This window comes from Kribbella sp. NPDC051587 (assembly GCF_044453945.1).
Lineage (GTDB): Bacteria > Actinomycetota > Actinomycetes > Propionibacteriales > Kribbellaceae > Kribbella.
Window position 1 is genome coordinate 711,298 of record NZ_JBITDE010000001.1, and the last position, 22,855, is coordinate 734,152.

Sequence of the window (22,855 nt, forward strand, 5' to 3'; positions counted from 1 at the left end):
ACAACGCTGCAATCACTGCGAAAGCCGGACCCGGATCAACAGATCGTTCAGCTCAGGCTCCGCAACGGCGCTCTCGGGCAACTGGCTCGCCGCCTCGGCCGCGTCCAGCTCGGCCTGAAGGCGCTCGACATCAGCGGTCAACACCTCGACCGACGGACCCTCCAAGGCGCCGTGCTCGGCCTCCGCCTTCACCGCCATCAACTCCGGCAGGTACGACGGCGCTCCGTCGAGCAACTCCCGGAGGTCCGCCTGAACCACGCCGGTGCGCATCAGGTGGATGCCGGTCAGGAGCACTCGGAAGGTGTAGAGCAGCGGCTTGAGCTCACCGGTCTTCCCGAAGAACTCCCACTGGGTCTTCGCGAACCCGCGGTAGTGATGCGCGTGCCACCTGGTGATGCAGCCGGCCGCCAGGGAGACCAGTTCCTCGTGTTCCGGCGTACTGAGAACGACGAGTGGCAACAGAACCTGCTCGAGGACGTAGCCGTTCCGCCGCAACATCAGCCGGGCGAACTTCGCCAGGTCGTGCGTGACGAGGTCGACCTCGGCCTCGTTCTCGAACCAGGTCCGATCCAAGGTCTCGGGGCCGGACCGCAGCCCAACCACCTCAGCGGCCGGGAGTACATGCACTCCACGTAGGTCGACATCCGAGTCGCGTGAGGGGAAGCCGTACAGGTGAGCGCCGGAGACTGTTGCGAAGAGCAAGGGGTACGGCTGCTCACCCATGATGTCGCGCAGCTCGGCATAGTCGAGCTCTCGCATGTCACGCGTCATTGATGCTCCTCCTCCGGACGGATCGCAGCCAATCGTCCACCCGAGCCACGTCCGGTGTCGCCGGCAATACCGTCCGGCCAAGTGCGTCGTCCAGCTCGGCATGCAGGCTGAGGCGCCACTTCTCCACCTCATCCCAGGGCAGCTCGCCACGCTTCACCTGGAGGAGCCGTTCCCGGTAGGGGCCGACATCAACGACCAACCGGGCCTCGAGCAACAGAGAGCGGGCCGACAGCAACAAGCGGATCAGATGCATGACGTGCTTCCACTTCGGTGCACCATCACGCCGGAAGTCCGCCTCCAGTTTCTTGAACTGGCTCAGCACATAACCGGAGTAGGTCTGATAGGCGAGCTGCGACAAGAAGGCCTCGCGGAGGTCGACGAGCTCCTGGCCGAGTGCGGTCTGCTGGACGACCAGCGGCGAGTGCAGGACCTCGAGCAGGTTCGGATTCGCCTTCAGCGCGAGTTCACAGAATCGCTCGACCTCCCACGAGAACCACTCGGGCTCCGGCCCGTCCACGTGCGCCGGCGGCTTCGCCAGCGACCAGAACGACTCCGTCGGCGCGACATAGACCCCGCGAGTGTCGGTATCCGACGCATCCGTGTCGAGCCCGAACGCCCGCGACCCCACAACCACCGCGTAGATCGTGTGCTCCCGCACCAACAGATCGCCATCCGGCTGGGTCAGCTCTAGCGCCTCATCCTGATACGCGGTCCGCAGGCTCAACTGATCCCGCCGGGCCACCGTCTCGCGCCCATCCACCAACCGGACCACATACCGCCCATCCCCGGTGATCCCGGCTACCCGCCCGGTCGCCCCACGCTGCGCCGTACCGCCCTGGTCGTCCGGCCCTGCAACCCGCAGCACCACCTGAGTCCCCACCGGCAACTGCGGCCCCTCAACAGACATGCCGCCATCCTCCCCCACTCGGGGCCCCGTACCGACGGACTGTGAGTGGTCGCCACCGCAGACCAGCGCCACGCTCAGCGATCGCCTCCGAGCCCTCCAAAACCACACCTCCACCCCTTCGTCGGTACACCACGGCATATTGACAGATTTTCCTGTCAAGTGTCAGATTAGGCCCATGCTGGTCGAGGAGCCGGAGAAGGCGCGGGTGGCGTTGTCGCCGATCCGCCGGCAACTGCTGGAGTTGCTGCGGGAGCCCTCGTCGGCGACCCAGTTGGCCGCGGCGCTCGAGTTGCCGCGCCAGCGGGTGGGCTATCACCTGCGTGAACTGGAGAAGGCCGGGCTGGTGGAGCTGGTCGAAGAGCGGCAGCGCCGTGGGTTCACCGAGCGGATCTTCCGTGCCGCGACCCTGGTGATCGACCCGGCCGTGATGGGCCAGGCGTTCACCGGGATCCAGGACCAGTACGCCGCCGAACATCTGATCGACGTCGCCGCCGGCACCGTGCGGGATGTGGCCCGGATGCAGAGTGCGGCCGACGGCAAGCGACTACTCACGTTCACCCTCGAGGCCGAGGTGCGGTTCGCCGAACCGGGCGACGTGCACCGCTTCACCGATGCATTGACCGAGGCTGTTCGTCAGGTCGTCGAGCAGTTCGACGCCGAGGGCGGACGGCCCTATCGCCTGGTCGCCGGCGGCCACCCGGCACCCCGTCGTACCGAAGGAGAGTCATGACCAAGATCGTGGTGACCGTGGCGGCACCGGTGGAGGCCGTGTGGGACGCGCTGCGGGACAAGGAGAAGATCCGGCACTGGCACGGCTGGGAGTACGCCGGTCCACAGGGCGGCCTGGAGGAGGAGATCGACCAGATCTACTTCACCGAGGTCACCGAGGACGGGACCAGCCTGACCTTGGGGAACGGCGACGAGTTCGTCGTCGAGCCGGTCGAGGGCGGCAGCCGGATCACGTTGACCCGGGCACCGTTCGGCGCGAATCCCGAGTGGGACGCGTACTACGACGACGTCACCGACGGGTGGATCACCTTCCTGCACCAACTGCAGTTCGCGATCGCACACCATCCGGGCGAGCCGCGCCGGACCTTGTTCTACTCCGGCACCGGCACGGTGAACCCGATCACCGAGCTGGGCGTCCCGGCCGACGAACTCGACCTCCCGGACGGGCACGTCAAGGCTTCCATGCTCTACACCTCCGAACACCAGGTCGGCGTCGTAGTAGATGCCTGGGGCAACGGTCTGCTCGTGCTCAGCCACATCCCGCCCGGCGACCGGAAGCCCGAGGGAGCGACGATGGCCGTCCTTTCCCTGTACGGCGACGCCGATCGCGACGAGGTCGACACGCAGTGGCGCACGTGGTGGTCCGAGCGGTACCCGAAGGACCTAGACCTGTTCGCGTGACACGGGGGTGACAGTACGCAAACGTGCCACCACGCCCGGTCTGTTCTTCACCGGTTACCTGTGAGTACATGGGGGTCCCTCCAGCAAGAGAGGTACCCCGGTGAAGAATCCGCCCAGTTCACTCCGGCTCGCCCTGATCCTTGCGCTCTCCATGACCGGGCTCTGCCTGGCCGCCGCCCCCGCTCAGGCCGACGGCCCCGGCACCGGCACCCCGTACGTCGTCACCCTCGGCGACTCCTACATCTCGGGCGAGGCCGGCCGCTGGGCCGGTAGCTCGAACGACTCCGAGACACCAGCCGACGCACTCAGCGCGCACGCCTATCACGACAACGCGAGCGGTACCGCGGAAGCGATCCCGAAGTGCCACCGCAGCCGCTCGGCCGAGGCGTTCATCGGTGGCGGCGTCGGCGGCCTCAACCTCTCGTGCTCCGGTGCGCGCACGACGACCGGTACCGGCGACGACTTCAAGCCCGGTATCGACTTCTACGACGACGGCGCCGGCAAGCTCGGCCAGGCGAAGGCGCTGCAACAGTTCGCCACCACCCACAACGTGCGGCAGGTCGCCGTCTCCATCGGCGGCAACGACTTCAACTTCGCCGCGATCGTCACGCAGTGCGTGCAGGACTTCCTGCTGTCGCCGTCATGGAACCCGGACTACTGCCGGGACGACTCATCGGTCGTCGCGAACTTCACCGCCGCGAACGTGACCACCGTCCGCGGCAAGATCGCGACCGCGCTGCAGAACGTCCGCACGGCAATGCGCGATGCCGGGTACGGCGACACCGCGTGGACACTCGTCGTACAGACCTATCCTTCACCGATCCCGAACGCAAGCGGCTTCCGCTACGGCCAAACCGGCTTCACCCGGCAGAGCGTCGGCGGCTGCGGCTTCTGGAACGCCGACGCCGACTGGGCCAACAGCACCGCACTGGTCACCATCAACAACACCGTCCGCGCCGCCATCACCCAGTCCGGCCTCGCGAACACACGCCTGCTGGAACTCCAGTCCGCGTTCAACGGCCGGCGCCTCTGCGAGAAGACGGTCGGCCTGTACGAAGAGGTCGGCCTCTCGTCCTGGACGCAGCCCACGGCCGTCGACAAGACCGAGTGGGTCAACCAGATCCGAACCGTCACGACGGTCGGCTCGAATTACTTCATCCAGGAATCTCTGCACCCCAACTACTGGGCCCAACTGGCGCTGCGCTCCTGCCTGCGCCAGACCTACACCGCCAACCGCGGCGGCACCTGCACGATCGCAGGCACCGGCCTCGCGAACGGCGAACCCCGCATGACACTCGGTTAATTTCAGACTATCCAGTCTCGGTACGGCGGCCTCCCCCTGGTGCACTAGTGTTTGGAGTCTCATCAGGGTGGGGGCCCTGGACCGGATACCGGTGGGACAGGCAGAATCGCGCCGACGGGGTCGGCTGCCGGGTGGGGTGTTGGTGGAAACGGAATTTGCGCTGTCGCTCGGCACACAGCGCTGGCCCCTGCCCGCACCCGCCGAAGAGATCACCCTCGGCCGCGCAGCCAACGCCGACGTCCGCCTCCCGGCCGACGACCAGATCTCGCGCATCCACGCGCGCCTCACCCGCACCGGCGCCACCTGGACCCTGCACGACGCGTCCCGCAACGGAACGGGCCTCAACGGCCGCCGCCTCACCGAGTCCACTCCCCTCACCGACGGCGACCAGATCCACATCGGCCGCTCCGTCCTGACGTTCCACGCCACTCCAGCCGCGCCTGGGGGTCCCCCGGCAGCCACACCGTCCAGCTCCGTCGGTACGACGCCTCCCGCGTCAGCTCCTGCCAGCTCCACGGCAGCCACGCCGCCCAACTCCGCCGGCACCCCGCCTCCTGCTGGCTCCCCGGCAGCCACGCCGCCCAGTTCCGGCGGTACGCCGCCTGCCACGTCGGCTCCTGCCGCTCCCCCGCCCGCCGCGCCGGCACAATCCACTCCTCCTGCCGCTCCGCCGGTCCCGTCCGCTCCCGCCGCCGCGAGCCCAGCACCGGACGCAGGGGTGCCGCCCACGCCCAGCGCGCCCGCTTCGACGCCGCCCAGCACGACACCACCCTCGCCAGCAGAGGCGGCTCCTTCCGCGCCACCGCCGAACACGGCCCCTTCCGCGGCACCACCGACCGCCGCTCCTGCCGCGCCGGGCCAGGACGACGGGCCGGGGAGCGAGGGCGAGTGGAGGGGCACTGCGAGCTCACCCGAGGATTCGGGCCTACTAACTCCTGCCTCCACCACACCGCCGCCCCCAGCGCCGCCCAGGACGCTCACTCCGCGCCCGGCCCCCACGAACCAACAGCCTCCCAACCCACCCAGCCGCACTCCGGCCGACTCACGTCCGGGGGACGGCGCGCCGGCCGACTCCCCGTTCGCGCCCACTGAGGGCACGCGCCGCAACGAGCCCTACCCGGCCGACCGCGCGAGCGTCAGCCAGCCCAACCCAGCCGACGCGAACAACAGCGCGTCCTGGCCCGGCTACCCCTCCGCGGACTATCTCGAGTCGGCCCGCTCGCCCTGGTCGAACGGCGAGCGCGCCCAGATCGTCCAGCCCGACACCCCGCCACACCCCGCGTGGCCCGACCGCGCGGACTATCCCGAGCCCGACGACCCGACCCCCACTCGGCCCACCCGCCCCGCCTCCAGGCCGGCGAAACGCCCAGAACGCCGTACCAGCGAAACGCCGTCCATCGCCGAGGCCGGCCAGGTCCGCCTCGCCCGGGTGCTCGCGATCGCGGGCGCGATGCTGGCGGTCGGTCTCGTCATCAACATGATCGCGACGTTCCTCGCGGACGGTCCCGGCGGCATGCTCCGCTGGCTGATCGCGCCCACGGTCGCGCTGCTCGGCGCGATGACGTTCGCCGTCCTGGACGCCGTCAGCCCGACCGAACGCGCAGCCAGCCGCCTGGACGTCTCCGTCATCGTCGCCATCGGCGCGGTCCTCCTCGGCGTCGGCGTCGGCGGCTTCGCGATCACGGCCGGCGCCGAGTACGTCGCCGGCTACCTCAGCGGCAACGAGAACGGCGAGGACCAGCTGATCAAACCGGTCGGCAAAACCGTCGAGAACCTCACGATCACGGTCGACAACGTCACGAACACCAGCCACTTCACCCGGATCCGGATCACCGTCACCAACAAGGGCGCGGACGCGGTCAGCCTCCCGCTCGACGGCAATGCGACGTTCACCAGCGCCGAAGGCAACTCGATCCGCGCCGACAACTCCCGCAGTGACTGGCCCGAGCAGTTCGCGGCCGGCCAGGTCGAGAAAGGGACCATCATCTTCAAGGGCCACCTTCCCCAGGGCTTGAAGACCGCGACCCTGATGCTCCGCGGCGGCGACACCCCGATCATCCTCGGCGGCGTTCCCCTCAGCAACTAGGGAAACATCGAGAATCGATCTGGTTGAACTAGATCGATCCTTGATATGTTCGGTCCATGACCGAGGTCGATGCCGAACGCCTGACCCGAGTGATCGTCGACTTCAACACGATCTTCATCCGGCTGCCGTCAGTCCGGCGGTTCAACTTCTCCACACTGTCGGTGCTGCACACGCTGTCCCGCAGCGGCCCGCTGCGGCTCACCGACCTCCTCGCCACCGAGCAGCTCAAACAACCCGCCCTGACGAGCCTGGTCGCGAAGCTCGAGGAAGACGGCCTGGTACGGCGTCGCCCGGATCCGACCGATGGTCGCGCGATGCTGCTCTCGCTGACCCCGGCCGGTCGCCGCGTGGTCCGGTCCCGGCACACCAACCGCGTCACCAAACTGACCGAGCTGGTCGACCAGCTCACCGACGCCGAACGCGCCGTACTGGCTGAATCCGTGGACGTTCTGGCCCGCCTGACCGACATTGCCGCAGAAGAGGCCTGAGGCAACTATGAACCTGGACCCCACTCCGATCCACGTCCCCGACGAGGTGCTCGACGATCTGCGCCGCCGTCTCCGGGCGACCAAGTGGCCACGCGATGCGGGGAACGACGACGGCTTCTACGGCGTACGTCGTACCGACCTGCAGGAGCTGGTCGAGTACTGGGCCGACGGCTACGACTGGCGCGCCGCCGAGCGCGCGATGAATGCCTATGACAACTATCGCGTCGACGTCAGCGGCGTACCGGTGCATTTCCTGCACAAGCCCGGCGTCGGACCCGCGCCGATCCCGCTGATCCTGAGCCACGGCTGGCCGTGGACGTTCTGGCACTGGTCGAAGGTGATCGACCAGCTGGCCGATCCGGCCGCGTACGGCGGTGATCCGGCCGACGCCTTCGACGTGATCGTGCCGTCCCTGCCGGGCTTCGGATTCTCCACCCCGACGAACCCGGACATGAACTTCTGGAAGATCGCCGACGTCTGGCACGAGCTGATGACCGACGTACTCGGCCATCAGAAGTACGCCGCCGGCGGGTGCGACGTCGGCGCGCTGGTCACCGGCCAGCTCGGCCACAAGTTCGCCGACGAGCTGTACGGGATCCACATCGGCTCCGGCCTGAAGCTGTCGTTCTTCACCGGCGACCGCGCCTGGGACCTCACCGGCGGCAATCCCCTGCCCGACAACCTTCCGCCCGACATCTACGACGGCGTCATCGCCTTCGAACGACGGTTCGCCGGTCACCTCGCCGCCCACGTCCTGCACCCGAGCACCCTCGGCTTCGGCCTCGCCGACTCACCCGCCGGCCTGCTCGCCTGGATCCTCGAACGCTGGCAGAGCTGGTCCGACGGCAACCCCTTCACCCCCGACGACATCCTCACCCACGCCACCATCTACTGGGCCGGCAACGCCATCGACACCTCGATCCGCACCTACGCCAACAACAACCGCTACCCCTGGACCCCGTCCCACGACCGCCACCCCGCCGTCGAAGCCCCCACCGGCATCACCTTCGTCGGCTACGAGAACCCACCCGGCATCACCACCCCCGAAGCCCGCATCAACCACTTCCTCACCAGCGACCGAGCCCCCTGGTACAACCACACCAACCTCACCGCCCACCCCACCGGCGGCCATTTCATCCCCTGGGAACTCCCCACCCAATGGACCACCGACCTCCAAACAACCTTCCGGCCCCTCAGGTAACCACCGGGAGAAGATGATGAAGGCCGCCTGGCCGCCCCATCCCCTCAGCGTCAGCGAGTACGTCGCTCTCGGTGAAGACGACCTCGTCAGGACCGAGCTCATCGAGGGCAACCTCGTGGTGTCTCCCAACCGCAGTCCGGATCACAGCGTGGCGGCGGTCCGCATCGCCCTGCAACTGGTACCGCAACTGCCCTCGAATCTTGAGGTCATCACCGACGTGGACATCGACCTCGAGCTCGCTCCGGCCGACCAGCCCGGCTTCTCCCGCCGCCCCGACGTCATCGTCGTACGTCGCTCGGCCCGCCCGCGTGTCCGGGCCGAGGGCGGTCTGATCCGGGCATCCGAGGTGCTCATCGTGGTCGAGATCGTTTCGCCCGGATCACGCCGTACGGACAATGTCGTCAAGCGAGCCGAGTACGCCGACGCCGGGATCCCGCACTACTGGATCGTCGACATCCAGGACCCCGTCTCCCTGCTGGCCTGCCATCTGACCGACAAGTTCGGCTACCTCGACGACCAGGTCGTCGGAGGCACCTTCGCCAGCAGCAGCCCGCTGGCTGTCACGCTCGACCTGACTGATCTCCGCTGACTCGAGGGAGCTAGCCGTTTTTCTTGGCGGCTTCGGCGAGGAAGGCGTTGAGGGGAGCTAGCACGGCGGTGAGGGCGGCGGTGGCTTGTTCGAGGGTCTGGCCGGCGGCGATCGCGTCGTCGAAGGCTTTGTGGGCGGCGGCGCGTTCGTCGACGGTCTGGGTGGCGTAGCGCAGCATCCAGAACGACTGGCCCCGGATCTCCTGGCGGGTCGCGGAGCCTTGGGTCTTGATCTCCTTCATGAGTGCGTCGTACTGGGCCGCGGTGAAGGGCTCGCGCCAGAGCGGGTGGGCCTTCTCCCACTGCTCGAAGGTCACGCCGACCCAGGTGCGCGGTCCGTCGTCCCTGCCGTTCGAGGCGAGGCCGTTGAGGCCGTTCCGGTAATCGGTGACCTGGTCGCGGGCCGACGGCGACAGATCCGGGTCTCCGACGGCGATCGCGTGGGTGTGCCACGGCCAGTCCGCCTGGGACGGATCGCGGATCCAGGCCGCGAATCCGACCTGCCGGGCCGCGTTGCGGATGCGTTCGCGCCGGACCTTCGGGAACAGCTCTCCCGACTTGGCGTCCTTCAGCGAGATGTCCACTGCCCCGCCGCCGTCGTGGGTGCCAGCCGACGCCCCGACTCCGCCCGGGTTGTAGGAACCCTGGGTCAGCACGAACGTGAGGCCGCTGACGAACTCGGCGGCCTCGATCATGTTGATGGTGCGCTGGTTGAGGCGCACCCCTCGATATCTGATGATCGTCTGCATCTGCTGACCTCACTTCTTCGGTATTCCCAGCTAACAGCACGCGGGGATCATCGGCACATCGGGTGTGTCGGCGCCGGCCGTGTCAGGGGCGTGTCAGTACGGCGTCTGCCGGGCTCGCGATCGTTGCTGACATGACCAGTCGAGTGAAAAAGTTCCTCCGGCGTACCGGAGTAGTCGCAGTAGCGGTCGCCCTGCTGGCGGCGCCGAGCACAGCGACCGCCGTACCGAAGGAGCGGCCGGAAGTGGAGGCCGCCATGCAGGCGTTTGTCGATGCCGGGTTCGGTGGGATCCAGGTCCGGGTGCACGACGAGCAGGGCGAGTGGGTCGGCAGCGCCGGCACGCAGAAGGTCGGATCACCCGCGAAGCCGCCGACGAACGGTTCGTTCTGGGTCGGCAGCGTTACCAAGACCTTCACGGCGACCGTCGTCCTGCAGCTCGTCGCCGAAGGCAAGCTCAAACTGGACGACTCGGTCGCCGGCTACCTGCCGCGCCTCGGCCTGGACCGGCGGATCACCACCCGGATGCTGCTGCAGCACACCAGCGGCCTGTTCAACTACACCGGCGAGTACTACGACGACGGCACGACCGCCCCCGGCATCCCCGCAACCGGCCACGCATGGGTCGAGAACCGCTTCCGCAGCTACACCCCGGAAGAGCTGGTCCGCATCGCCCTCTCCAAGCCGCCGCGCTTCGCGCCCGGCACGGACCAGAACTACTCCAACACCAACTACACCGTTGCCCTGCTCCTGATCGAAAAGCTGACCGGCCACTCGTACGCCGACGAGGTACGGCGTCGCATCCTCCGCCCACTCGATCTCCGCGGCACCGTCGTACCGGGTAACCGGACCAACCTCCCCGGCCCGCACTCCCACGGCTACTACCTCGACAACGGCAAGCTCATCGATGTCTCCCGCCAGAACATGTCCCTGCTGGCCGGCGCCGGCGACATGATCTCCACGACCAAAGATCTGCGCACCTTCATCTCCGCCCTCATGAGCGGCAAACTCCTGCCCGCCCCGCTCCTCGCCCAGATGCGCGACCCGCACGGCAAACTGGGCTACGGCTTCGGCCTCTTCGTCCAAGACCTAGGCCCCACCTGCGGCGGCACCATCTACCAACACAACGGCAGCCCACCCGCCGGCTACGGCGCCCTCATGTACAGCTCCCCCGACGGCACCAAAACCCTCACCGCCTCCGTCACCATGGGCGCCCGCGACATCAACCCCGTCACCGAGTTCCCCAAGGCGCTGGGCCCCCTGCTCACCGCAGTCTTCTGCACCAAGTAGCAGGGGAAACCAAAAGGCCGGCCCCGTGGTGGGGCCGGCCTTTTCAAGGGGTGGAGGTGGCGGGAATCGAACCCGCGTCCTTCTATCGGTCGAAATCGGCCTTGATTGTTGCTTCCCACAACCGATTGTTTGGCCTTGCATTCAAGGGATCTCATCGGTTGGCAACGGTTGTCGAGGTTTGTTCTCGATCGTACGTTTCGCGGTCGTTTAGTGGTCTCGACTCCAGCGGGGAGCTCTGCCGGTTGACTACGGGCATATCTTCCAGCATCATTTAGAGCATCAGGTTGAGAGGAGGGCCGATGACCAAGGTGCGCGAGAACCGTCTCCGCCGTATGGCGGATCGGCAGGGGATGCAGCTGGTGAAGTCTCGCCGGCGCGACCCGAAGGCGCACGACTTCGGAACGTTCATGCTCGTCGACCTCCGCACTCAAGCGATCGTCATCGGCGCCCCCAAACTCGGAGAGAACCCGAGCGCGACCATCGACGAGATCGAGGCTTGGCTCACGAAGTCCAGCTGACCCACAACAGAAGACGGCCCCCGCAGCTGCGCCAACAGCATGCGAGGGCCTAGCCAGAACTCCCTATCTAGGAGGGACCTGACATGGAGAACACCCTAGCGGTGGACCACCGCCGCGGCATGACCCTGATCCCCTCGGGTGGCCTGTACCACCCGGCGTGGTGCGAGCAGCTCGTCGACTGCGAGCAGCACGGCCACTCCTCGCCCACGGTCCACGGCGAAACCAAACGGACCCACAGCGACCGTCCCGAGATGCGCTGGTCGCTGCATGTCTCCGAGCGCGACGGCGGCCGCGGCACCCACGTGTGGGGGATGCTCACCGTCGCCAACGACATCCACGACACGCCCAACACCGCGGTCCTGATGTGCGACCCGATCGAGGCGTTCAAGCTCGGCCACGACTTGATCGCGGCCTCGGGCTACGCCTACGCCGAACCGGCACCCGCCGCAGTCGAAGACATCGCGGCCCGGCCGAAGCTGGAGGTCGTGCGATGAGCGCCGTGGCCGAACTGGAGCGGATCTTCGTCTTCGAAGACGGCAAGTTGGTGCTGGTGGATTCGCACTTGCCGCCGATCGGCGTTCCTGCAATGGAGGTACGCGCAGGAGCCGTGGTGCATGACCCGTTCAGCGACCGACGGCTCCTGGTCGACCGGGTGGAGTACGGGACCGACTCGCAGAACCGGCCGCGGGTGTGGTTCCACTACAGCACCAGCATGGGCGCCTGGTCCTCGCCCACGGGCGTGGGCGTGTTCGGGACGAGCCCGGACGCCACGGTGCTCGTCTCAGCTGACTGCGTGGGAGGTGCGTGATGGCCACGGTCGTCTCGTCATCGTCGCCATCTCCGGAATCGTCCTCGTCGTCCAAGTGGGGGCCATCCTCACCGTTCCCGATGCCGCTCACTCCGGACAGGGGCGGTCTCGCCGGAGAGGACGTGCAGAACGGCGTCCGCTGGTTCACCGTCGAGCCCGTCCACGGCTGCTGTGCCCCGTTCTGCGCGAACGATGACGATGCCGGCGCCGACGTCGAGGATCACGGCGTTGCGTGCGCGTCCTGGTCGAGTCTCTGGCTGGAGAACTTGACGACAAGGACGGGCGCGTCAGGCCACATCGACGGAAAGCTCGTCGTTCCATACCTGCACGGCTTGTACTCGTCCTGGGATGTGGCCACGGTCGAGCGCCGTGGATACGTCCAGCTGTCGGTTGACGCGGGAACGGTCGACAGTGAGGTCGACATCTGTCTGACGCCGGAGCAGGCCAGGACGATTGCCGCGGGCCTCTACCGTCTCGCCGCTGAGCTCGAGCGGGCAGGAGGCGGTATCGGCACTCCTCAGAGCTGACCAGGACGAGGACGGCGCGAACACCGTCCTCGTCCTCGTCCTGGTACCGGTACTTCTCCCGGCCGGGTGGTACCGGTACCAGGACGAACAGGTCAGAGCAGGACGAGCGGTACTGGGGACGGAGGCAGGACGAGTGGTCCTCCGGTCGACTCCGCTCATACCAGGACGGCCGGGACGAGTACCGGTACCGATCGGCCGTTCGTCCTGAGTATCGGCAGCCGTCCCGGTACCGGTACTCAGGTGGGACGGCCGACGATCCTGAAGTCTCGCCAGGCCTGGTCCAAGCCCTGGACCCGGAGTTCGTACTGGTCGATCCACCATGGGTCGCCGGAGCCTCGCCGGTCGAGGTCACGCGCCATGGCCTCAAGGTGCTTGAGCAGGGCGTCGTGGTCGTCCGGGTCCTCGGTGACTTCGACCGGTTGGTGTTTCCACTCTCGGTCGTTGTTCCTGTTCCTGAGCGTGAGCCGCAGCCGTTGCCGGTGTGCCATCAGCTTCCCCTCCAATTCGATGGCTCCTGATACTCCGGGCCGAGAGCAACTGCCGCAACGTCTGGGGCGCCGTTGCTCCCCACGGGGGATGCAAGTCCGGTCCGGTGGAGTCCGGTCCGGTCTGCATTGCTCTGAGCTGCTCCAGACGCGGCCGCGCGCGCCCGCGCGTACGCGAGGCAATCTGGAGCTGTCAAGGGCGCAACCGGACTCCGCCGGACCGCGCGTACCGTCACTTCTGCTGCCGCTCCTTTGCCGCCTGTGATCGGACCGCAGGAATTAGTCTTGGCGCTGCGGGGCCTGAGATCGGCGGTGCTGCTGTGGGATATGCCGGTGACTGTCTGGCTCCTGGTTCCTGAGGTTGCCGAGCGGCTCCGCTTGTCTGATGAACAGGTGCGGCGGCTGATTCGTCGAGGCGACCTGGCTGCATCGAACGTCGGTACGTCGAGTCGGCCGGCGTACCGAGTTTCGACGGCCGCCGCCGACCGCTACATGGATGAGCGCCGGACGAGCGCCAGCCGGTAGCGAGGGGCCTGCGGGACGCGGCCCGGCGATACCAAGTACCGCCCAAGGGCAGGACGACGGACCTGGTACTCGGGGAGGACGGAGAGCCGTCCTGAGACGAGTCCTGCCAGGACGAACTGGTACCCGGACTCGGCATTCGACCGGCACTCGTCCTGTCCCGTCCGCGCCCTGCGGGACGAACCGGTACTCAGGACGAAGTCATGGTCCCCGTCCCCGTCCTCGAGTACCGGTCCAGGACGGCGGTACTCAGTCCTAGTTGAGATCGACCTGAAACAGTCTCGTCCCGGCAGTAAGTCGTTGGGACGGCTGTGAGTATCCATCATCAGATCGCGGCCCACGAGTCCTGGGCCAAGACCACCGACCGCGCCGCACGCACCCGAGCCGCCCGCCAGGGCCTCGAGGCCAAGTTCGAGCGCGAAGCCGACCCAGATGGCGTCATGTCACCGGCCGACCGCGCCAAGGCTGTCGCCAACGCCCGCTCCGCCTACTACCTGCGGCTTGCCCGGAGTTCGGCGGAAGCCCGACGCCAGCGGATGTCGACGAAATGAAGAAGCGCCCCGAACCGAACAAGCCGGCTCGGGGCGCCTGTGCAGCGCGCCGATTCAGAGGTTACGAACCGACTCCAGCATGGTCAGTAGCTCCTCGGCGATCTGACGATCCCCGTAGGTCTTGAGCCGAGCTGCGGCCAGCTCGTACACCTCTGAGTCGGCGCGCTTCGCGATCACCCAGACGACGACGACAGTGCCGTCCTCCTGGATGCGGTAGACGATCCGGTAGTCGCGGTTGCCAACCACAAGCTTCCGGAACGTGGTGAGATCCGACCCCGTTTGGGCACCGAGCGGGGCGCCACGCAGTTCGGGGTCGGTCTCCAGCTTTCTCAAGGCCTTCATGACCAACTGACGGGCGGCACCGTCAAGGTCTTTCAGATCCTCTAGGGCATCGCCCGTCAGTTCGACTTTGGCCATGGTTCAGGAACGCTCCAGTTCGGCCTCGACTTCGTCGAGGCTGTATCGACGGCCATCATCGGTGGCTAGGCGCACGATGGTGGCGGCAAGGAGCCGCAGATCGTCGGCGAGTTCGTCGATCCGGTCGAGCCGGTCGGCGGTGTCCATGCCAACGATCACAGCGGCTGGTTCGGAGTTCTTCAGTACGACGGTGGTTTTTCCTTCAGCGGCGCGGTTGATGAGTTGTGAGAGTCCTCGGCGTTGTGCTTCAGAGACGCTGATCAGGTCTTGTGTAGTTGTTCTCATGTGCGGGGTCTGCCTCTCCTCTATACCCAGAATACTACCCAGGATCTATAGTGTTTCTATAGTGGGTTATATCACTCTGTTAGCTACTCGCAGTACCAAGATGGCTACCGGGTGGGATCAAGGAGACTGCTATGTCGTACAAGCACCAAGATGAAGCCCGAGACGCTCTCCTCAAGGCGATCGTGGAACTGGCGCCCAAGATGGGGTCCGCGGGCTCGATTCGTGATCTCGCCGAGGCGTATGCCTGGGCGGTGAGCCCCGGTCAGCCGCACGGCGGGCACACCACAAACAAGTAGAAGCGATGAGGGCTGCTCGCTCTACGAGCGAGCCAGCCCTCATCAAAGTGGCCGCTGAGTATCAGAATCGAGGTCCGGCAGCTCGACTCGCCGGAGCAGCAGCTGGTACTGGATACCGTCGCCGGACGGTGATGGGTGGATACCCCATCCGTCCGGTTCCGGCCCGATGTCCCACAGTCTGGCGAAGCGGACGAGCGCGTAGGCACGCAGCTCCTCGGTATCAAGGTCGATGAACGGGCAAACCCGGTGCAACCGTTCTCCCGCCTCCGACACGTGGACGACCAGCGCCCCGATGTACCCCAGGGCCACTGCATCTCGCTCGTCCATGTCAGGTCCTCGCCATGAACTCGAGCTTCGCCTGAGCGCGCGAAGCGATCAGGTCGGCCTCTGCCATCGATACGCCGTGGTTGTTGATCGTCTGGTGGATCTCGCGCACAACCGTCGGCGCCGAACTGGCAGAGCCACTGCGGTTGCCAGGCAGGGACTGGATGTACCGGGCCGGGTCGACGGCGTGCGGGATGACGTAGCCGTCAATGGGAGCGGTGAAATACTCGGTGCCGTCTTCGTTGACGCGGTACGTCGAGCCGGCCGACACCGGCCCGCCGCCGGCGCGTGCGCCCGTGACCTTGACGCCGTACTGGGCGGTCGCGACACCGGCGCCGATGAGGTTGGCCTGGTCGTCGAGTGCCTTCTCCGCTTTGTTCAGCGCGTCGACCAGCGACAGGCCGCCGGACAGGATCGCCTGGGCGATCTCGCTGCCCTTGCCGGCGCCCTTGCCGATGATCTGGTTGATCAGGTCCTCGTCGAGCTTCTGCTTGCGCAGCTGGTCGATCAGGCCGCGGAACTTCGACAGCTGCGCGCCCTGGTCCTGCAGATCCGCGAGCAGCCCCTTGCCGGTGAGGGACTGGTCGAACAGGTCGCCGAGGTCTGCACTGCCCGTGAGGCCGGACGCAACCTGCTGCGCGAGTTCGACGGCGGCGCGCTGCTGCTCGACGAGCTTCTCCAGCGCATCCTTGTAGTTCTGCGCAGCCGTCTTCGCGGCGTCAGCCTTCTTCTTGTACGCCTCGTCGGCCGCACTCGATGCCTTGGTCGCCGCAGTGACGCGCTGCTTCGCACGGAACAGCTGGTCCTGGAGACCGATCGTCTCCTTCTGCTCCGCCCGGATCTTCGCCTCGGACGCACCCTGCTGCCGCAGCTGCGTAACGTAGCGCTGCTGCAGCGTGATTGCCCGCTGGATGCGTGCGACTTCAGCCTTCGCCGCCGACTCGGCCGCCTCCGCCCGGACCATGGTGGTTCTGGCCGGTGCCGCGGCAGCGTTCGCCTTGTTCAGCGAGGCCAGCGCGCCCGCGTAGTTGACGCCTGCGGTCGGGTTGAACGGGAGCCCGAGCTGCTGCAACAGGTAGGCGATGTCAACGAGTTTGCCGCCTGCGAGCGGACCACCGGCCGCGTAGTGCCCGATCTGGCCGCCGTCGGCGTAGCCCTGTGCCATCTCACGCGGGTACTGCCGCGTCTCTACGGCCTTCATGAACCCGGGTCCGTAGTAGTCGACTGAGGCGTTCGAGTGCACCCACTCGCCGGCGGTCCCCCAGAACAGGATGTTGTCGGCACGTGGGTTCGGGCTTGATCCCGGCAGAGGACCGCCATCAGCACGGCCCGGGGCACGAACACCGACATCAACGTGAGTGACGGTCTCCAGCGTCTGCCGGATCGTCTTGATCGTCACCGTCTTCGACGGGGGCAGCGCACCCAGCAGGCCGAGCAGGTTATCGACCTGGCCGGCAGCGCCCGCTGCGCCAGGGGTCGACACGCTCGTCGACTTCGACGGCGGAGTCAGACCGAGGACCGTGAGGTAGCCCTTCCAGCGTTCCGCCGCGCCGGGCGCGTTGTTGCTGACCACCGTGCTGACCTGCGGCAGTGTCCCGCGCAGGATCTCGGCGTACCGCTCCGCGGCGGTCTTTGGCTGCGCACCAGCGTTGTTCGTGACCACCGTGTGGACCGTCGGCAGCGTGCCGGCCAGGATCTCGGCATAGGACTTCGCGTCCTTGGCCGGCTTCTGGTCCGGGCCAGCGTTGTTGCTGACCTCGGTGGCCTTCTTGTCCGGGACCTTGATGAACTGCTCGGCGTAAGCCCGAGCCTCCTCCCGGCCCATGCCCATCTTTACGGCGAGGTTGACGTAGGCGTCCTGAGCCTCTCTCACCCCAGCGTTGATGGTCTTTTGCGACGCGTCGCTGCGGACATATGCCTCGGACAGCTTGTTGGCCGAGGTCGCGATCGCGTCGAGGGCCTCTTGGTTTGCTCGGCCTTTCTCGGTGCCGATGTTGAGGGTGCGGCCGTTCTCCTTGATCGACGCGGTCGCGTCGTCGATGGCAGCCTGCACGCCACGCTGAGCGTCCCGGACGCCCAGGAGCAGGTTCGGAAGCCCGTACAACGTGGAGATGTAGTCCTGCAGGCGATCCGCGGCAGACTCCGCCTGCTTACCGGTCATGCCGAGCGCCTCTGCATAGGCAGATGTGGGTCCGGCTGCGCCGCCAGCCTTGTCGCCGGCGACCTCCGCGTCGACCGCAGCCGACTTCAGCGCCGCCTGATACTTCGGGAACGCCTGCAGCAGTGTGTCCTGGGTGATGCCGTACTTGGCGTTCTCCTGGGCCAGCTTCGCGACAGCCTTGCCAGCCGAGTCGGCGTTGCCGCCCTCGACCAGGCTGGCGAGGGCCTGGTCGATTTCCTTCACGCGGTCGACGTACTCATGGAACCCGGGCGTCGAGTTCTTGATCTTCTCGATGAACGAGTCGTTGCCCTCGGTTGCCTGCAGCAACGCGGCAGCCAGCGACCGGCCGTTGGAGCCGATGTCGCGGAAGGCACCGTTGAGGTCGTCACCGAAGTTCTTCGCCAGCTCGCCGGTGACCTTGCCGGTCTCACCGAAGCGGAGCAGGTCGGCCGACAGGCCACCGATGTCCATCTGGTGGGTAGCCGCGTTCACCTGCGCGAGCGCATCGGCCAGCTGCTTCAGACCGAGCGCCACCCCGATCGCGATCCCGCCCTTGCCGACCAGCGACAGTGCGGTCGCGGTCCGCTTCGAGTCCGCACCCAACCCGACCATGGCGACACGGGCGGCCGAGATGGAGGTCACCATCTTGACACCCGCGCCGGCAACCAGACCGCCGACCGCGACCACGCCAGCCAGACCTGTGATGACAGACCGGACCGGGCCCGGCAGGTCACCGAACCACTTCGCGAGGTCAGCGACATTCCCGGCGATCCCGGCAATCACGGGCAGCATCTCTGACCCGGCTGTGATCGCGGCGTCCTTGATGTTGTTCCAGGCGATCCGGATCTGGGACTCGGTCGTGGCGTACCGCTTGCTGGCCTCGTCGACCAGCGCGGTGTTCTCCCGCCACCCGTCGGCCGAGACCTTGAGCGAGTCGGCCAGGTTGGTGCCCGACGCCGCGAGCCGCAGCACAGCGTCACGCTGCCGGATCTCGGTGATACCCAGGGTCTCCAGGGTGCCGTTCACGTCCTGGCCGGCGTCGTTGATCGCGCCGATCCCCTGGATGAAGGCGAGGGTCGCCCCGGCCGCGTCCTTCTCGAAGTTCTGCTTGAACTGGGAGCTGGTCTGGCCGGACACGGTCGCGAAGTTGGCCAGGTGCTCGCCGCCCTGCGACACGGCCTGGTCGATCTTGGTGAAGATGGTCGAGATCGCGGAGCCGCCGGCCTCGGCCTCGATGCCGACGTTCGACAGGGCGGCCGCGAAGCCGAGGACCTGGGTCTCGGTGAGGCCGATGATCTTGCCCGAGCCGGAGATCCGCTGCGCCATCGCGACGATGTCGCGCTCGGTCGAGGCGCCGTCGTTGCCCAGCGCCACCACTGCGGCGCCGAGCCGGTTGACGTTCTCCGGGGCGGTGCCCATCACGTTCATGAACTGCGCGAGGCTGGTCGCGGCCTCGTCGCTAGTCAGGTTCGTGGTCTCACCGAGGTCGACCATGACCTTCGTGAACGACGCGATGTCCTCACGGCGCACACCGAGCTGGCCAGCCGCCTCAGCGACCGCCGCGATCTGCTCGTGGGTCTCCGGCAGCGACCGGGCCATGCCGCGCAGTTGGTCCTGGAGCGCGGCCATCTGGGTCGTCGTACCGTCGACGGTCTTCGTGACCCCGGCCCACGCCGACTCCCAGTCGACAGCGGCCTTCGCGGCCAGGCCGATCCCGGCCGCTGCCGTGACGCCCATTCGGGTCGCGCCACGGCCGAGCGTTTCGAGGTTGTGGGAGTTCTTGTCGATCCGGGCGGCGAGATCGTCGAACCGCTCGACGCCCCGGCCGATCCCGGCGTTGATCTTCGGGCCGATCCCAGCTGCCCGGTTGCCGAGGTCGTCGACCTTCCGGCCGGCCGATGTCGCGGCGGCTTCGAGCTTGTTGACGGCGGCAACTGCCTGCACGCCTACCTGGGCGATGAAGCCGACGACGTTGGCTTCGAGACGGACGGCGTACGAGCGAGTGGTCATCTACAGCTCCGAGACAGGTAGGGAACGCCCCACAAACCACGGCAGGGAGAGATCGGCCCTGATTCGTGGGGCGTTCAGTCAGACGTCAGCGCAGCACCAGGCAGGAGAACAGAACCTGGTGAGTCACCCGGTCCTCGATAGCCGCGCAGCCCACCGTCGCGTGATCGCTCTCGAGGCCCCACTGACGCCCGAGTCATGGCCGGGTCTAGTGGATCTGCTCTTCGGACGTGGCTGGCGTGGCCGGATCAGGGTCGACGGCTCCAGTTGCCGGGGTCGACCGGGTATACGCCGGCGCAGGCAGGACCGCATTGGAGCCCCAGGTGCTGTCGGTGTAGAAGATCCGCGGATCCGGCCCGTTGACGAGGCCGACGAATCGAGGCCCTTCGAACGGCACTCGCAGCGCCTGGTGCGGATCACGGCCGGCCGCGACCTCCCGCAGCGCCCAGGCAGTACGGCGACAGGTCTCGAGGGCTCGTTCGAGCACCGGCCGCTGCGCGACCGTCGGAGGCATTGCGTTCGGGCTAGACACCGCGAGCTCGACTGTCGACTCCTCGTTGCCGCTGCGAGGAACCCACGACAATCCCGTGAATGCCTCCAGCGCCCCCAGGAGCTTCGCCTGGCGTGCGTCGAACTCGTCCAGCGCCGTTTGTGCTCGCGCCTGCTCGGCCTCGACCTCGACAGCCTCTGCCAGCAGCGCTTCCACCGCGGCCGCGTGAAGCTTCGGCGTGGCCGCATCCACTGCCCGCTGCGCGATATCGACTCTGTCGCGTAGCTCCTGCATTGAGCGGGATAGCCGGCTCGCAGCTGAGGCGTCCGCCAGGACCTCTTCGCCAGCGCGCTCCTGCAGGCTCTCCAGCTCAGCCATCGCGGCAGCTCGTTCGGCCTCCCAGTGAGCAACCATGCCGCGGTGCTGCTCGACCTCGGCCAGGAAACCTGCACGGGGACTCTTCATCAGCGGGTCCCTTCGCTTACATGCCGCGCCCGCCCCGGAGACTGCCGCATCGCCTGCAGATGAGCCTCAAGGTTGGCGACTGCCCCGGCAACACTGTTCGCGGTCTCCCGGCACAGCAGAGCCTGGCTCTGAGCTTCGAGCTTCGCGCGCTCAGGCGACATCCCGTGAACCCGCTCCGCCTCCTTGGCGACCTCACCGATGAGGTCCGTCATCCGATGCTGGGCATCCACACTCTCGGTTTGCGCACCGGAGTTGAGGACCTTCTGGGCCTCAGCAATCCTGCCCTGGTCCGTCTCACTTCCGAAGGCCTCCGCGATCAAGACACTGGTCGCCTCGTACAGCGACATCGACGGCTCTCCGGCCTCGTGCAGCTCAGCGAGCCGCTCCTCAACTGCCCACTTCGGCGGCGTTCGACTGAACGCCTCCGCGATGGCGATCGCCGTGTCGGCTCTGCTCACCTGCTTGGTCATGCGGCCCTCCTGGCGTCGATCAGGTCATCCACCGACGGGCCGTACACACGCCATGCCCTCCCGGACTTTCGCCCAAGCAGCTCGCCGGCGTTGAGCAGCTGACAGACTCGCTCTCGAGTCAGGCCCAGCCGGTCCGCGGCCTCCGCGGTGGATATCTCCGACTCTTCCAGGTCGATGGCGATTTCCGTTTCCGTGCTTCCGTCAGCGGAAACCGCAGCGGCGACGGCGGCGTTCGACAGTTGCGCGGCGGCGGCCCGAAGTTGAGCGAGCGCGATGATGAATTGGCGGGAGACGTCGACCATGCCCCGGCGCGCGTAGGTCTCTGCCGCTGCCCGCATCTCGTCGCCGTGTTTTCCCAGGAGCCAGAGCGCGACCATCGGCGAGACCGGCGCCGGAAGCATCGCGCGCGTCATTGCGATCCCAGCGGGCCATCAGGCCAGGCGCAGCCGCCGTACCCCATCGACACCAGGAGCGGCGCCACATCGGCCACCAGGAGCCCCTGACGCCGGCCAGAGCGGTGCGCGGCGATCGCACGCCAACGGGCGACCTCGCAAGCCGCTGAAGCCGGTACAGCGGCCACCATGACCACGACGTCGGTATCTGACTGCGTCTGGTGCGCGATGGCCGCCTGTAGCCAACTGGCGATCTGGCCCTCGCCGGCCGCACCCGAGGGGCTCCGCGACGATCGCACCGACCACTGCACACCTGGCGTTCCTGCGACCGCGTCGAGATGACGGTTCGACGCGGAGGGACGCCGCTCGGCACACGAGAAGCCGTTCCTCCGCAGGTACTGCACCAGCAGCGAGACTGCCGATGTCTCGACCGCGCGAGCCAGACGGCGTTCGTTGCGAACGGCCAAGCCTGCGACGCGTCGGGCCGCGAACTCTTCGCGGCTCACCGGTCGGCCTCCGGTCTCCAGATCCCGGTCAGGCCGGCCTCGCGGCGGATCTCCAGAAGCCGATCCATCTGGTGCCGCTTCACTCGCGGCCGAGGTCGGAGTCCGTACGTCAGCCGTTTGAGCCAGTCGATCGCGCCCCTCACAGCTGCCACTCATCCATCTTGGGCTGCCAGTGCACGGCGAGGAACAACCGCATCTGCTCGATGTCATCCTGCTTGATCCAGCCCATGAAGTTGGGCCGGGCGAGAACAGCCATAGCCAGAGCGACTCTCGTCATCTCGTACTCGCTGAGAGGCAGGAACAGCCGGGCGAGCTCTCGCTCGACCTCCATGTAGGACGTCTGAAGGGAAACCTCGAACGCCTTGAGCGCCAGGCTGTGGCACTCGTACCAGGTGAGCTCGTGCGTCATCCCCGCGTCGCGGCGGTGATCGCGGTGACGCGCACCTTTACGCCTCCGACACCACCACAGCCGCAGCGCACACCTGATGCGCTGAACGATGGCCGGCTTCATGTTGCCTCCTCGCTGAGTTGCCGGTCCGGCGCCCGCCAGGCGACCTCGAGCCGCAGTTGGTCGACCCAGTCGCGCACAGCGCCCCGCCAGTGGGTTTCCATCAGTCCGGCGTCTCGGTCACGGCCGGACAGGTGGTATGCCAGCACGGTCGGCAGGCGGGACCACACGGCCTCGACCGCGAGGCAGCCGGCGACGCGTCTCAACGCCACTTCGTCGAGCTCGCGGAGGGCGTTGTGTGTGTCGAGGATCGCGTCGTTCTTGCTCGGTGCCTCGACGACCGCCGACAGCAGGTTGAGCGCAACCGCGTAGACGTCCTCTGTTGTCATCTGGT

At 67.3% G+C, this 22,855-nt stretch carries 30 protein-coding genes; 15 read left to right on the plus strand and 15 right to left on the minus strand.

What is annotated here, in order from left to right; genetic code table 11:
- Window positions 1-12 precede the first annotated feature (12 nt).
- Both ACIA49_RS03410 and ACIA49_RS03415 read right to left on the minus strand, forming a co-directional pair.
- A complete protein-coding gene (locus tag ACIA49_RS03410; RefSeq protein WP_396375479.1) occupies window positions 13-771 on the minus strand; it encodes a DNA polymerase beta superfamily protein in 759 nt (252 codons plus the stop codon).
- A complete protein-coding gene (locus tag ACIA49_RS03415; RefSeq protein WP_396375480.1) occupies window positions 761-1,678 on the minus strand; it encodes a DNA polymerase beta superfamily protein in 918 nt (305 codons plus the stop codon). The genes ACIA49_RS03410 and ACIA49_RS03415 overlap by 11 nt, the downstream gene beginning before the upstream one ends.
- A 175-nt stretch (window positions 1,679-1,853) precedes the next feature.
- Between ACIA49_RS03415 and ACIA49_RS03420 the strand changes: the two genes are divergently transcribed.
- The 7 genes from ACIA49_RS03420 (at window position 1,854) to ACIA49_RS03450 (ending at window position 8,755) form a co-directional block, all read left to right on the plus strand.
- Window positions 1,854-2,408: an ArsR/SmtB family transcription factor gene (locus ACIA49_RS03420; RefSeq protein WP_396375481.1), complete on the plus strand. Its 555-nt coding sequence runs from the start codon at window positions 1,854-1,856 to the stop codon at window positions 2,406-2,408.
- Window positions 2,405-3,088 carry an SRPBCC domain-containing protein gene (locus tag ACIA49_RS03425; RefSeq protein ID WP_396375482.1) on the plus strand — a complete coding sequence of 228 codons (684 nt, stop codon included), beginning with the start codon at window positions 2,405-2,407 and terminating at the stop codon, window positions 3,086-3,088. Before ACIA49_RS03420 ends, ACIA49_RS03425 begins: the two co-directional genes overlap by 4 nt.
- Before the next feature lie 100 nt (window positions 3,089-3,188).
- A complete protein-coding gene (locus tag ACIA49_RS03430; RefSeq protein WP_396375483.1) occupies window positions 3,189-4,391 on the plus strand; it encodes a hypothetical protein in 1,203 nt (400 codons plus the stop codon).
- A gap of 142 nt (window positions 4,392-4,533) precedes the next feature.
- The gene (locus ACIA49_RS03435; protein WP_396375484.1) at window positions 4,534-6,477 is read left to right on the plus strand and encodes an FHA domain-containing protein; all 1,944 of its coding nucleotides are present in this window, start codon (window positions 4,534-4,536) and stop codon (window positions 6,475-6,477) included.
- Between the two features lie 56 nt (window positions 6,478-6,533).
- A complete protein-coding gene (locus ACIA49_RS03440) occupies window positions 6,534-6,965 on the plus strand; it encodes a MarR family winged helix-turn-helix transcriptional regulator (RefSeq protein WP_396375485.1) in 432 nt (143 codons plus the stop codon).
- Between the two features lie 7 nt (window positions 6,966-6,972).
- Window positions 6,973-8,166: an epoxide hydrolase family protein gene (locus ACIA49_RS03445; protein WP_396375486.1), complete on the plus strand. Its 1,194-nt coding sequence runs from the start codon at window positions 6,973-6,975 to the stop codon at window positions 8,164-8,166.
- A gap of 16 nt (window positions 8,167-8,182) precedes the next feature.
- Complete coding sequence (locus ACIA49_RS03450) at window positions 8,183-8,755, plus strand: Uma2 family endonuclease (protein WP_396375487.1); 573 nt, start codon at window positions 8,183-8,185, stop codon at window positions 8,753-8,755.
- Window positions 8,756-8,765: 10 nt separating this feature from the next.
- Here the strand turns inward: ACIA49_RS03450 and ACIA49_RS03455 are convergent, their stop codons facing one another.
- Window positions 8,766-9,503, minus strand: a complete 738-nt coding sequence (locus tag ACIA49_RS03455) for a hypothetical protein (protein WP_396375488.1) — start codon at window positions 9,501-9,503, stop codon at window positions 8,766-8,768.
- A gap of 131 nt (window positions 9,504-9,634) precedes the next feature.
- Here ACIA49_RS03455 and ACIA49_RS03460 point away from each other — a divergent pair, with 131 nt between their 5' ends.
- From ACIA49_RS03460 to ACIA49_RS03480, 5 genes are all read left to right on the plus strand, one after another.
- Entirely contained in the window at window positions 9,635-10,789 is a 1,155-nt protein-coding gene (locus tag ACIA49_RS03460; RefSeq protein WP_396375489.1) for a serine hydrolase domain-containing protein, read from the plus strand.
- Between the two features lie 299 nt (window positions 10,790-11,088).
- A complete protein-coding gene (locus ACIA49_RS03465) occupies window positions 11,089-11,307 on the plus strand; it encodes a hypothetical protein (RefSeq protein WP_396375490.1) in 219 nt (72 codons plus the stop codon).
- An 83-nt stretch (window positions 11,308-11,390) separates the two neighbouring features.
- Complete coding sequence (locus tag ACIA49_RS03470; protein ID WP_396375491.1) at window positions 11,391-11,801, plus strand: hypothetical protein; 411 nt, start codon at window positions 11,391-11,393, stop codon at window positions 11,799-11,801.
- Window positions 11,798-12,115 carry a hypothetical protein gene (locus tag ACIA49_RS03475; protein WP_396375492.1) on the plus strand — a complete coding sequence of 106 codons (318 nt, stop codon included), beginning with the start codon at window positions 11,798-11,800 and terminating at the stop codon, window positions 12,113-12,115. The genes ACIA49_RS03470 and ACIA49_RS03475 overlap by 4 nt, the downstream gene beginning before the upstream one ends.
- Before the next feature lie 80 nt (window positions 12,116-12,195).
- Window positions 12,196-12,642 (plus strand): hypothetical protein, encoded by a 447-nt coding sequence (locus ACIA49_RS03480; RefSeq protein ID WP_396375493.1) that lies wholly within the window; start codon window positions 12,196-12,198, stop codon window positions 12,640-12,642.
- Between the two features lie 236 nt (window positions 12,643-12,878).
- Here ACIA49_RS03480 and ACIA49_RS03485 read toward each other — a convergent pair whose 3' ends face one another.
- Complete coding sequence (locus ACIA49_RS03485) at window positions 12,879-13,130, minus strand: hypothetical protein (RefSeq protein WP_396375494.1); 252 nt, start codon at window positions 13,128-13,130, stop codon at window positions 12,879-12,881.
- Between the two features lie 330 nt (window positions 13,131-13,460).
- Here ACIA49_RS03485 and ACIA49_RS03490 point away from each other — a divergent pair, with 330 nt between their 5' ends.
- Window positions 13,461-13,652 carry a helix-turn-helix domain-containing protein gene (locus ACIA49_RS03490; RefSeq protein ID WP_396375495.1) on the plus strand — a complete coding sequence of 64 codons (192 nt, stop codon included), beginning with the start codon at window positions 13,461-13,463 and terminating at the stop codon, window positions 13,650-13,652.
- Window positions 13,653-13,960: 308 nt separating this feature from the next.
- Window positions 13,961-14,200, plus strand: a complete 240-nt coding sequence (locus tag ACIA49_RS03495; protein ID WP_396375496.1) for a hypothetical protein — start codon at window positions 13,961-13,963, stop codon at window positions 14,198-14,200.
- A gap of 54 nt (window positions 14,201-14,254) precedes the next feature.
- Here the strand turns inward: ACIA49_RS03495 and ACIA49_RS03500 are convergent, their stop codons facing one another.
- Window positions 14,255-14,617: a type II toxin-antitoxin system RelE/ParE family toxin gene (locus ACIA49_RS03500; RefSeq protein ID WP_396375497.1), complete on the minus strand. Its 363-nt coding sequence runs from the start codon at window positions 14,615-14,617 to the stop codon at window positions 14,255-14,257.
- 3 nt (window positions 14,618-14,620) lie between these two features.
- Entirely contained in the window at window positions 14,621-14,902 is a 282-nt protein-coding gene (locus ACIA49_RS03505; RefSeq protein WP_396375498.1) for a type II toxin-antitoxin system prevent-host-death family antitoxin, read from the minus strand.
- Window positions 14,903-15,033: 131 nt separating this feature from the next.
- Here ACIA49_RS03505 and ACIA49_RS03510 point away from each other — a divergent pair, with 131 nt between their 5' ends.
- Window positions 15,034-15,198, plus strand: coding sequence for a hypothetical protein (locus ACIA49_RS03510; protein ID WP_396375499.1), 165 nt, complete (start codon window positions 15,034-15,036; stop codon window positions 15,196-15,198).
- Between the two features lie 42 nt (window positions 15,199-15,240).
- Here ACIA49_RS03510 and ACIA49_RS03515 read toward each other — a convergent pair whose 3' ends face one another.
- The 9 genes from ACIA49_RS03515 to ACIA49_RS03555 all read right to left on the minus strand — a co-directional run bounded on the left by ACIA49_RS03515 (window position 15,241) and on the right by ACIA49_RS03555 (window position 22,850).
- Complete coding sequence (locus tag ACIA49_RS03515) at window positions 15,241-15,525, minus strand: hypothetical protein (protein ID WP_396375500.1); 285 nt, start codon at window positions 15,523-15,525, stop codon at window positions 15,241-15,243.
- A gap of 1 nt (window position 15,526) precedes the next feature.
- Window positions 15,527-19,693 (minus strand): phage tail tape measure protein, encoded by a 4,167-nt coding sequence (locus ACIA49_RS03520; protein ID WP_396375501.1) that lies wholly within the window; start codon window positions 19,691-19,693, stop codon window positions 15,527-15,529.
- Window positions 19,694-19,898: 205 nt separating this feature from the next.
- A complete protein-coding gene (locus tag ACIA49_RS03525) occupies window positions 19,899-20,645 on the minus strand; it encodes a hypothetical protein (RefSeq protein WP_396375502.1) in 747 nt (248 codons plus the stop codon).
- Window positions 20,645-21,115 carry a hypothetical protein gene (locus ACIA49_RS03530; protein ID WP_396375503.1) on the minus strand — a complete coding sequence of 157 codons (471 nt, stop codon included), beginning with the start codon at window positions 21,113-21,115 and terminating at the stop codon, window positions 20,645-20,647. Before ACIA49_RS03530 ends, ACIA49_RS03525 begins: the two co-directional genes overlap by 1 nt.
- Window positions 21,112-21,528: a helix-turn-helix domain-containing protein gene (locus ACIA49_RS03535; RefSeq protein WP_396375504.1), complete on the minus strand. Its 417-nt coding sequence runs from the start codon at window positions 21,526-21,528 to the stop codon at window positions 21,112-21,114. The genes ACIA49_RS03530 and ACIA49_RS03535 overlap by 4 nt, the downstream gene beginning before the upstream one ends.
- A complete protein-coding gene (locus tag ACIA49_RS03540) occupies window positions 21,525-22,013 on the minus strand; it encodes a hypothetical protein (protein ID WP_396375505.1) in 489 nt (162 codons plus the stop codon). The genes ACIA49_RS03535 and ACIA49_RS03540 overlap by 4 nt, the downstream gene beginning before the upstream one ends.
- Window positions 22,010-22,165: a hypothetical protein gene (locus ACIA49_RS03545; protein ID WP_396375506.1), complete on the minus strand. Its 156-nt coding sequence runs from the start codon at window positions 22,163-22,165 to the stop codon at window positions 22,010-22,012. Before ACIA49_RS03545 ends, ACIA49_RS03540 begins: the two co-directional genes overlap by 4 nt.
- Window positions 22,153-22,524, minus strand: a complete 372-nt coding sequence (locus tag ACIA49_RS03550; protein ID WP_396375507.1) for a hypothetical protein — start codon at window positions 22,522-22,524, stop codon at window positions 22,153-22,155. Before ACIA49_RS03550 ends, ACIA49_RS03545 begins: the two co-directional genes overlap by 13 nt.
- Window positions 22,521-22,850: a hypothetical protein gene (locus ACIA49_RS03555; protein WP_396375508.1), complete on the minus strand. Its 330-nt coding sequence runs from the start codon at window positions 22,848-22,850 to the stop codon at window positions 22,521-22,523. The genes ACIA49_RS03550 and ACIA49_RS03555 overlap by 4 nt, the downstream gene beginning before the upstream one ends.
- Between the last annotated feature and the right edge of the window lie 5 nt (window positions 22,851-22,855).

Excerpts from the sequence above, each read along its gene's own strand:
- ACIA49_RS03410 (WP_396375479.1), bottom strand. The coding sequence starts at position 771 with ATGACGCGTGACATGCGAGAGCTCGACTATGCCGAGCTGCGCGACATC.
- ACIA49_RS03415 (WP_396375480.1), bottom strand. The coding sequence starts at position 1,678 with ATGTCTGTTGAGGGGCCGCAGTTGCCGGTGGGGACTCAGGTGGTGCTG.
- ACIA49_RS03420 (WP_396375481.1), top strand. The coding sequence starts at position 1,854 with ATGCTGGTCGAGGAGCCGGAGAAGGCGCGGGTGGCGTTGTCGCCGATC.
- ACIA49_RS03425 (WP_396375482.1), top strand. The coding sequence starts at position 2,405 with ATGACCAAGATCGTGGTGACCGTGGCGGCACCGGTGGAGGCCGTGTGG.
- ACIA49_RS03440 (WP_396375485.1), top strand. The coding sequence starts at position 6,534 with ATGACCGAGGTCGATGCCGAACGCCTGACCCGAGTGATCGTCGACTTC.
- ACIA49_RS03445 (WP_396375486.1), top strand. The coding sequence starts at position 6,973 with ATGAACCTGGACCCCACTCCGATCCACGTCCCCGACGAGGTGCTCGAC.
- ACIA49_RS03450 (WP_396375487.1), top strand. The coding sequence starts at position 8,183 with ATGAAGGCCGCCTGGCCGCCCCATCCCCTCAGCGTCAGCGAGTACGTC.
- ACIA49_RS03455 (WP_396375488.1), bottom strand. The coding sequence starts at position 9,503 with ATGCAGACGATCATCAGATATCGAGGGGTGCGCCTCAACCAGCGCACC.
- ACIA49_RS03460 (WP_396375489.1), top strand. The coding sequence starts at position 9,635 with ATGACCAGTCGAGTGAAAAAGTTCCTCCGGCGTACCGGAGTAGTCGCA.
- ACIA49_RS03465 (WP_396375490.1), top strand. The coding sequence starts at position 11,089 with ATGACCAAGGTGCGCGAGAACCGTCTCCGCCGTATGGCGGATCGGCAG.
- ACIA49_RS03470 (WP_396375491.1), top strand. The coding sequence starts at position 11,391 with ATGGAGAACACCCTAGCGGTGGACCACCGCCGCGGCATGACCCTGATC.
- ACIA49_RS03475 (WP_396375492.1), top strand. The coding sequence starts at position 11,798 with ATGAGCGCCGTGGCCGAACTGGAGCGGATCTTCGTCTTCGAAGACGGC.
- ACIA49_RS03480 (WP_396375493.1), top strand. The coding sequence starts at position 12,196 with ATGCCGCTCACTCCGGACAGGGGCGGTCTCGCCGGAGAGGACGTGCAG.
- ACIA49_RS03485 (WP_396375494.1), bottom strand. The coding sequence starts at position 13,130 with ATGGCACACCGGCAACGGCTGCGGCTCACGCTCAGGAACAGGAACAAC.
- ACIA49_RS03500 (WP_396375497.1), bottom strand. The coding sequence starts at position 14,617 with ATGGCCAAAGTCGAACTGACGGGCGATGCCCTAGAGGATCTGAAAGAC.
- ACIA49_RS03505 (WP_396375498.1), bottom strand. The coding sequence starts at position 14,902 with ATGAGAACAACTACACAAGACCTGATCAGCGTCTCTGAAGCACAACGC.
- ACIA49_RS03510 (WP_396375499.1), top strand. The coding sequence starts at position 15,034 with ATGTCGTACAAGCACCAAGATGAAGCCCGAGACGCTCTCCTCAAGGCG.
- ACIA49_RS03515 (WP_396375500.1), bottom strand. The coding sequence starts at position 15,525 with ATGGACGAGCGAGATGCAGTGGCCCTGGGGTACATCGGGGCGCTGGTC.
- ACIA49_RS03520 (WP_396375501.1), bottom strand. The coding sequence starts at position 19,693 with ATGACCACTCGCTCGTACGCCGTCCGTCTCGAAGCCAACGTCGTCGGC.
- ACIA49_RS03525 (WP_396375502.1), bottom strand. The coding sequence starts at position 20,645 with ATGAAGAGTCCCCGTGCAGGTTTCCTGGCCGAGGTCGAGCAGCACCGC.
- ACIA49_RS03530 (WP_396375503.1), bottom strand. The coding sequence starts at position 21,115 with ATGACCAAGCAGGTGAGCAGAGCCGACACGGCGATCGCCATCGCGGAG.
- ACIA49_RS03535 (WP_396375504.1), bottom strand. The coding sequence starts at position 21,528 with ATGACGCGCGCGATGCTTCCGGCGCCGGTCTCGCCGATGGTCGCGCTC.
- ACIA49_RS03550 (WP_396375507.1), bottom strand. The coding sequence starts at position 22,524 with ATGAAGCCGGCCATCGTTCAGCGCATCAGGTGTGCGCTGCGGCTGTGG.
- ACIA49_RS03555 (WP_396375508.1), bottom strand. The coding sequence starts at position 22,850 with ATGACAACAGAGGACGTCTACGCGGTTGCGCTCAACCTGCTGTCGGCG.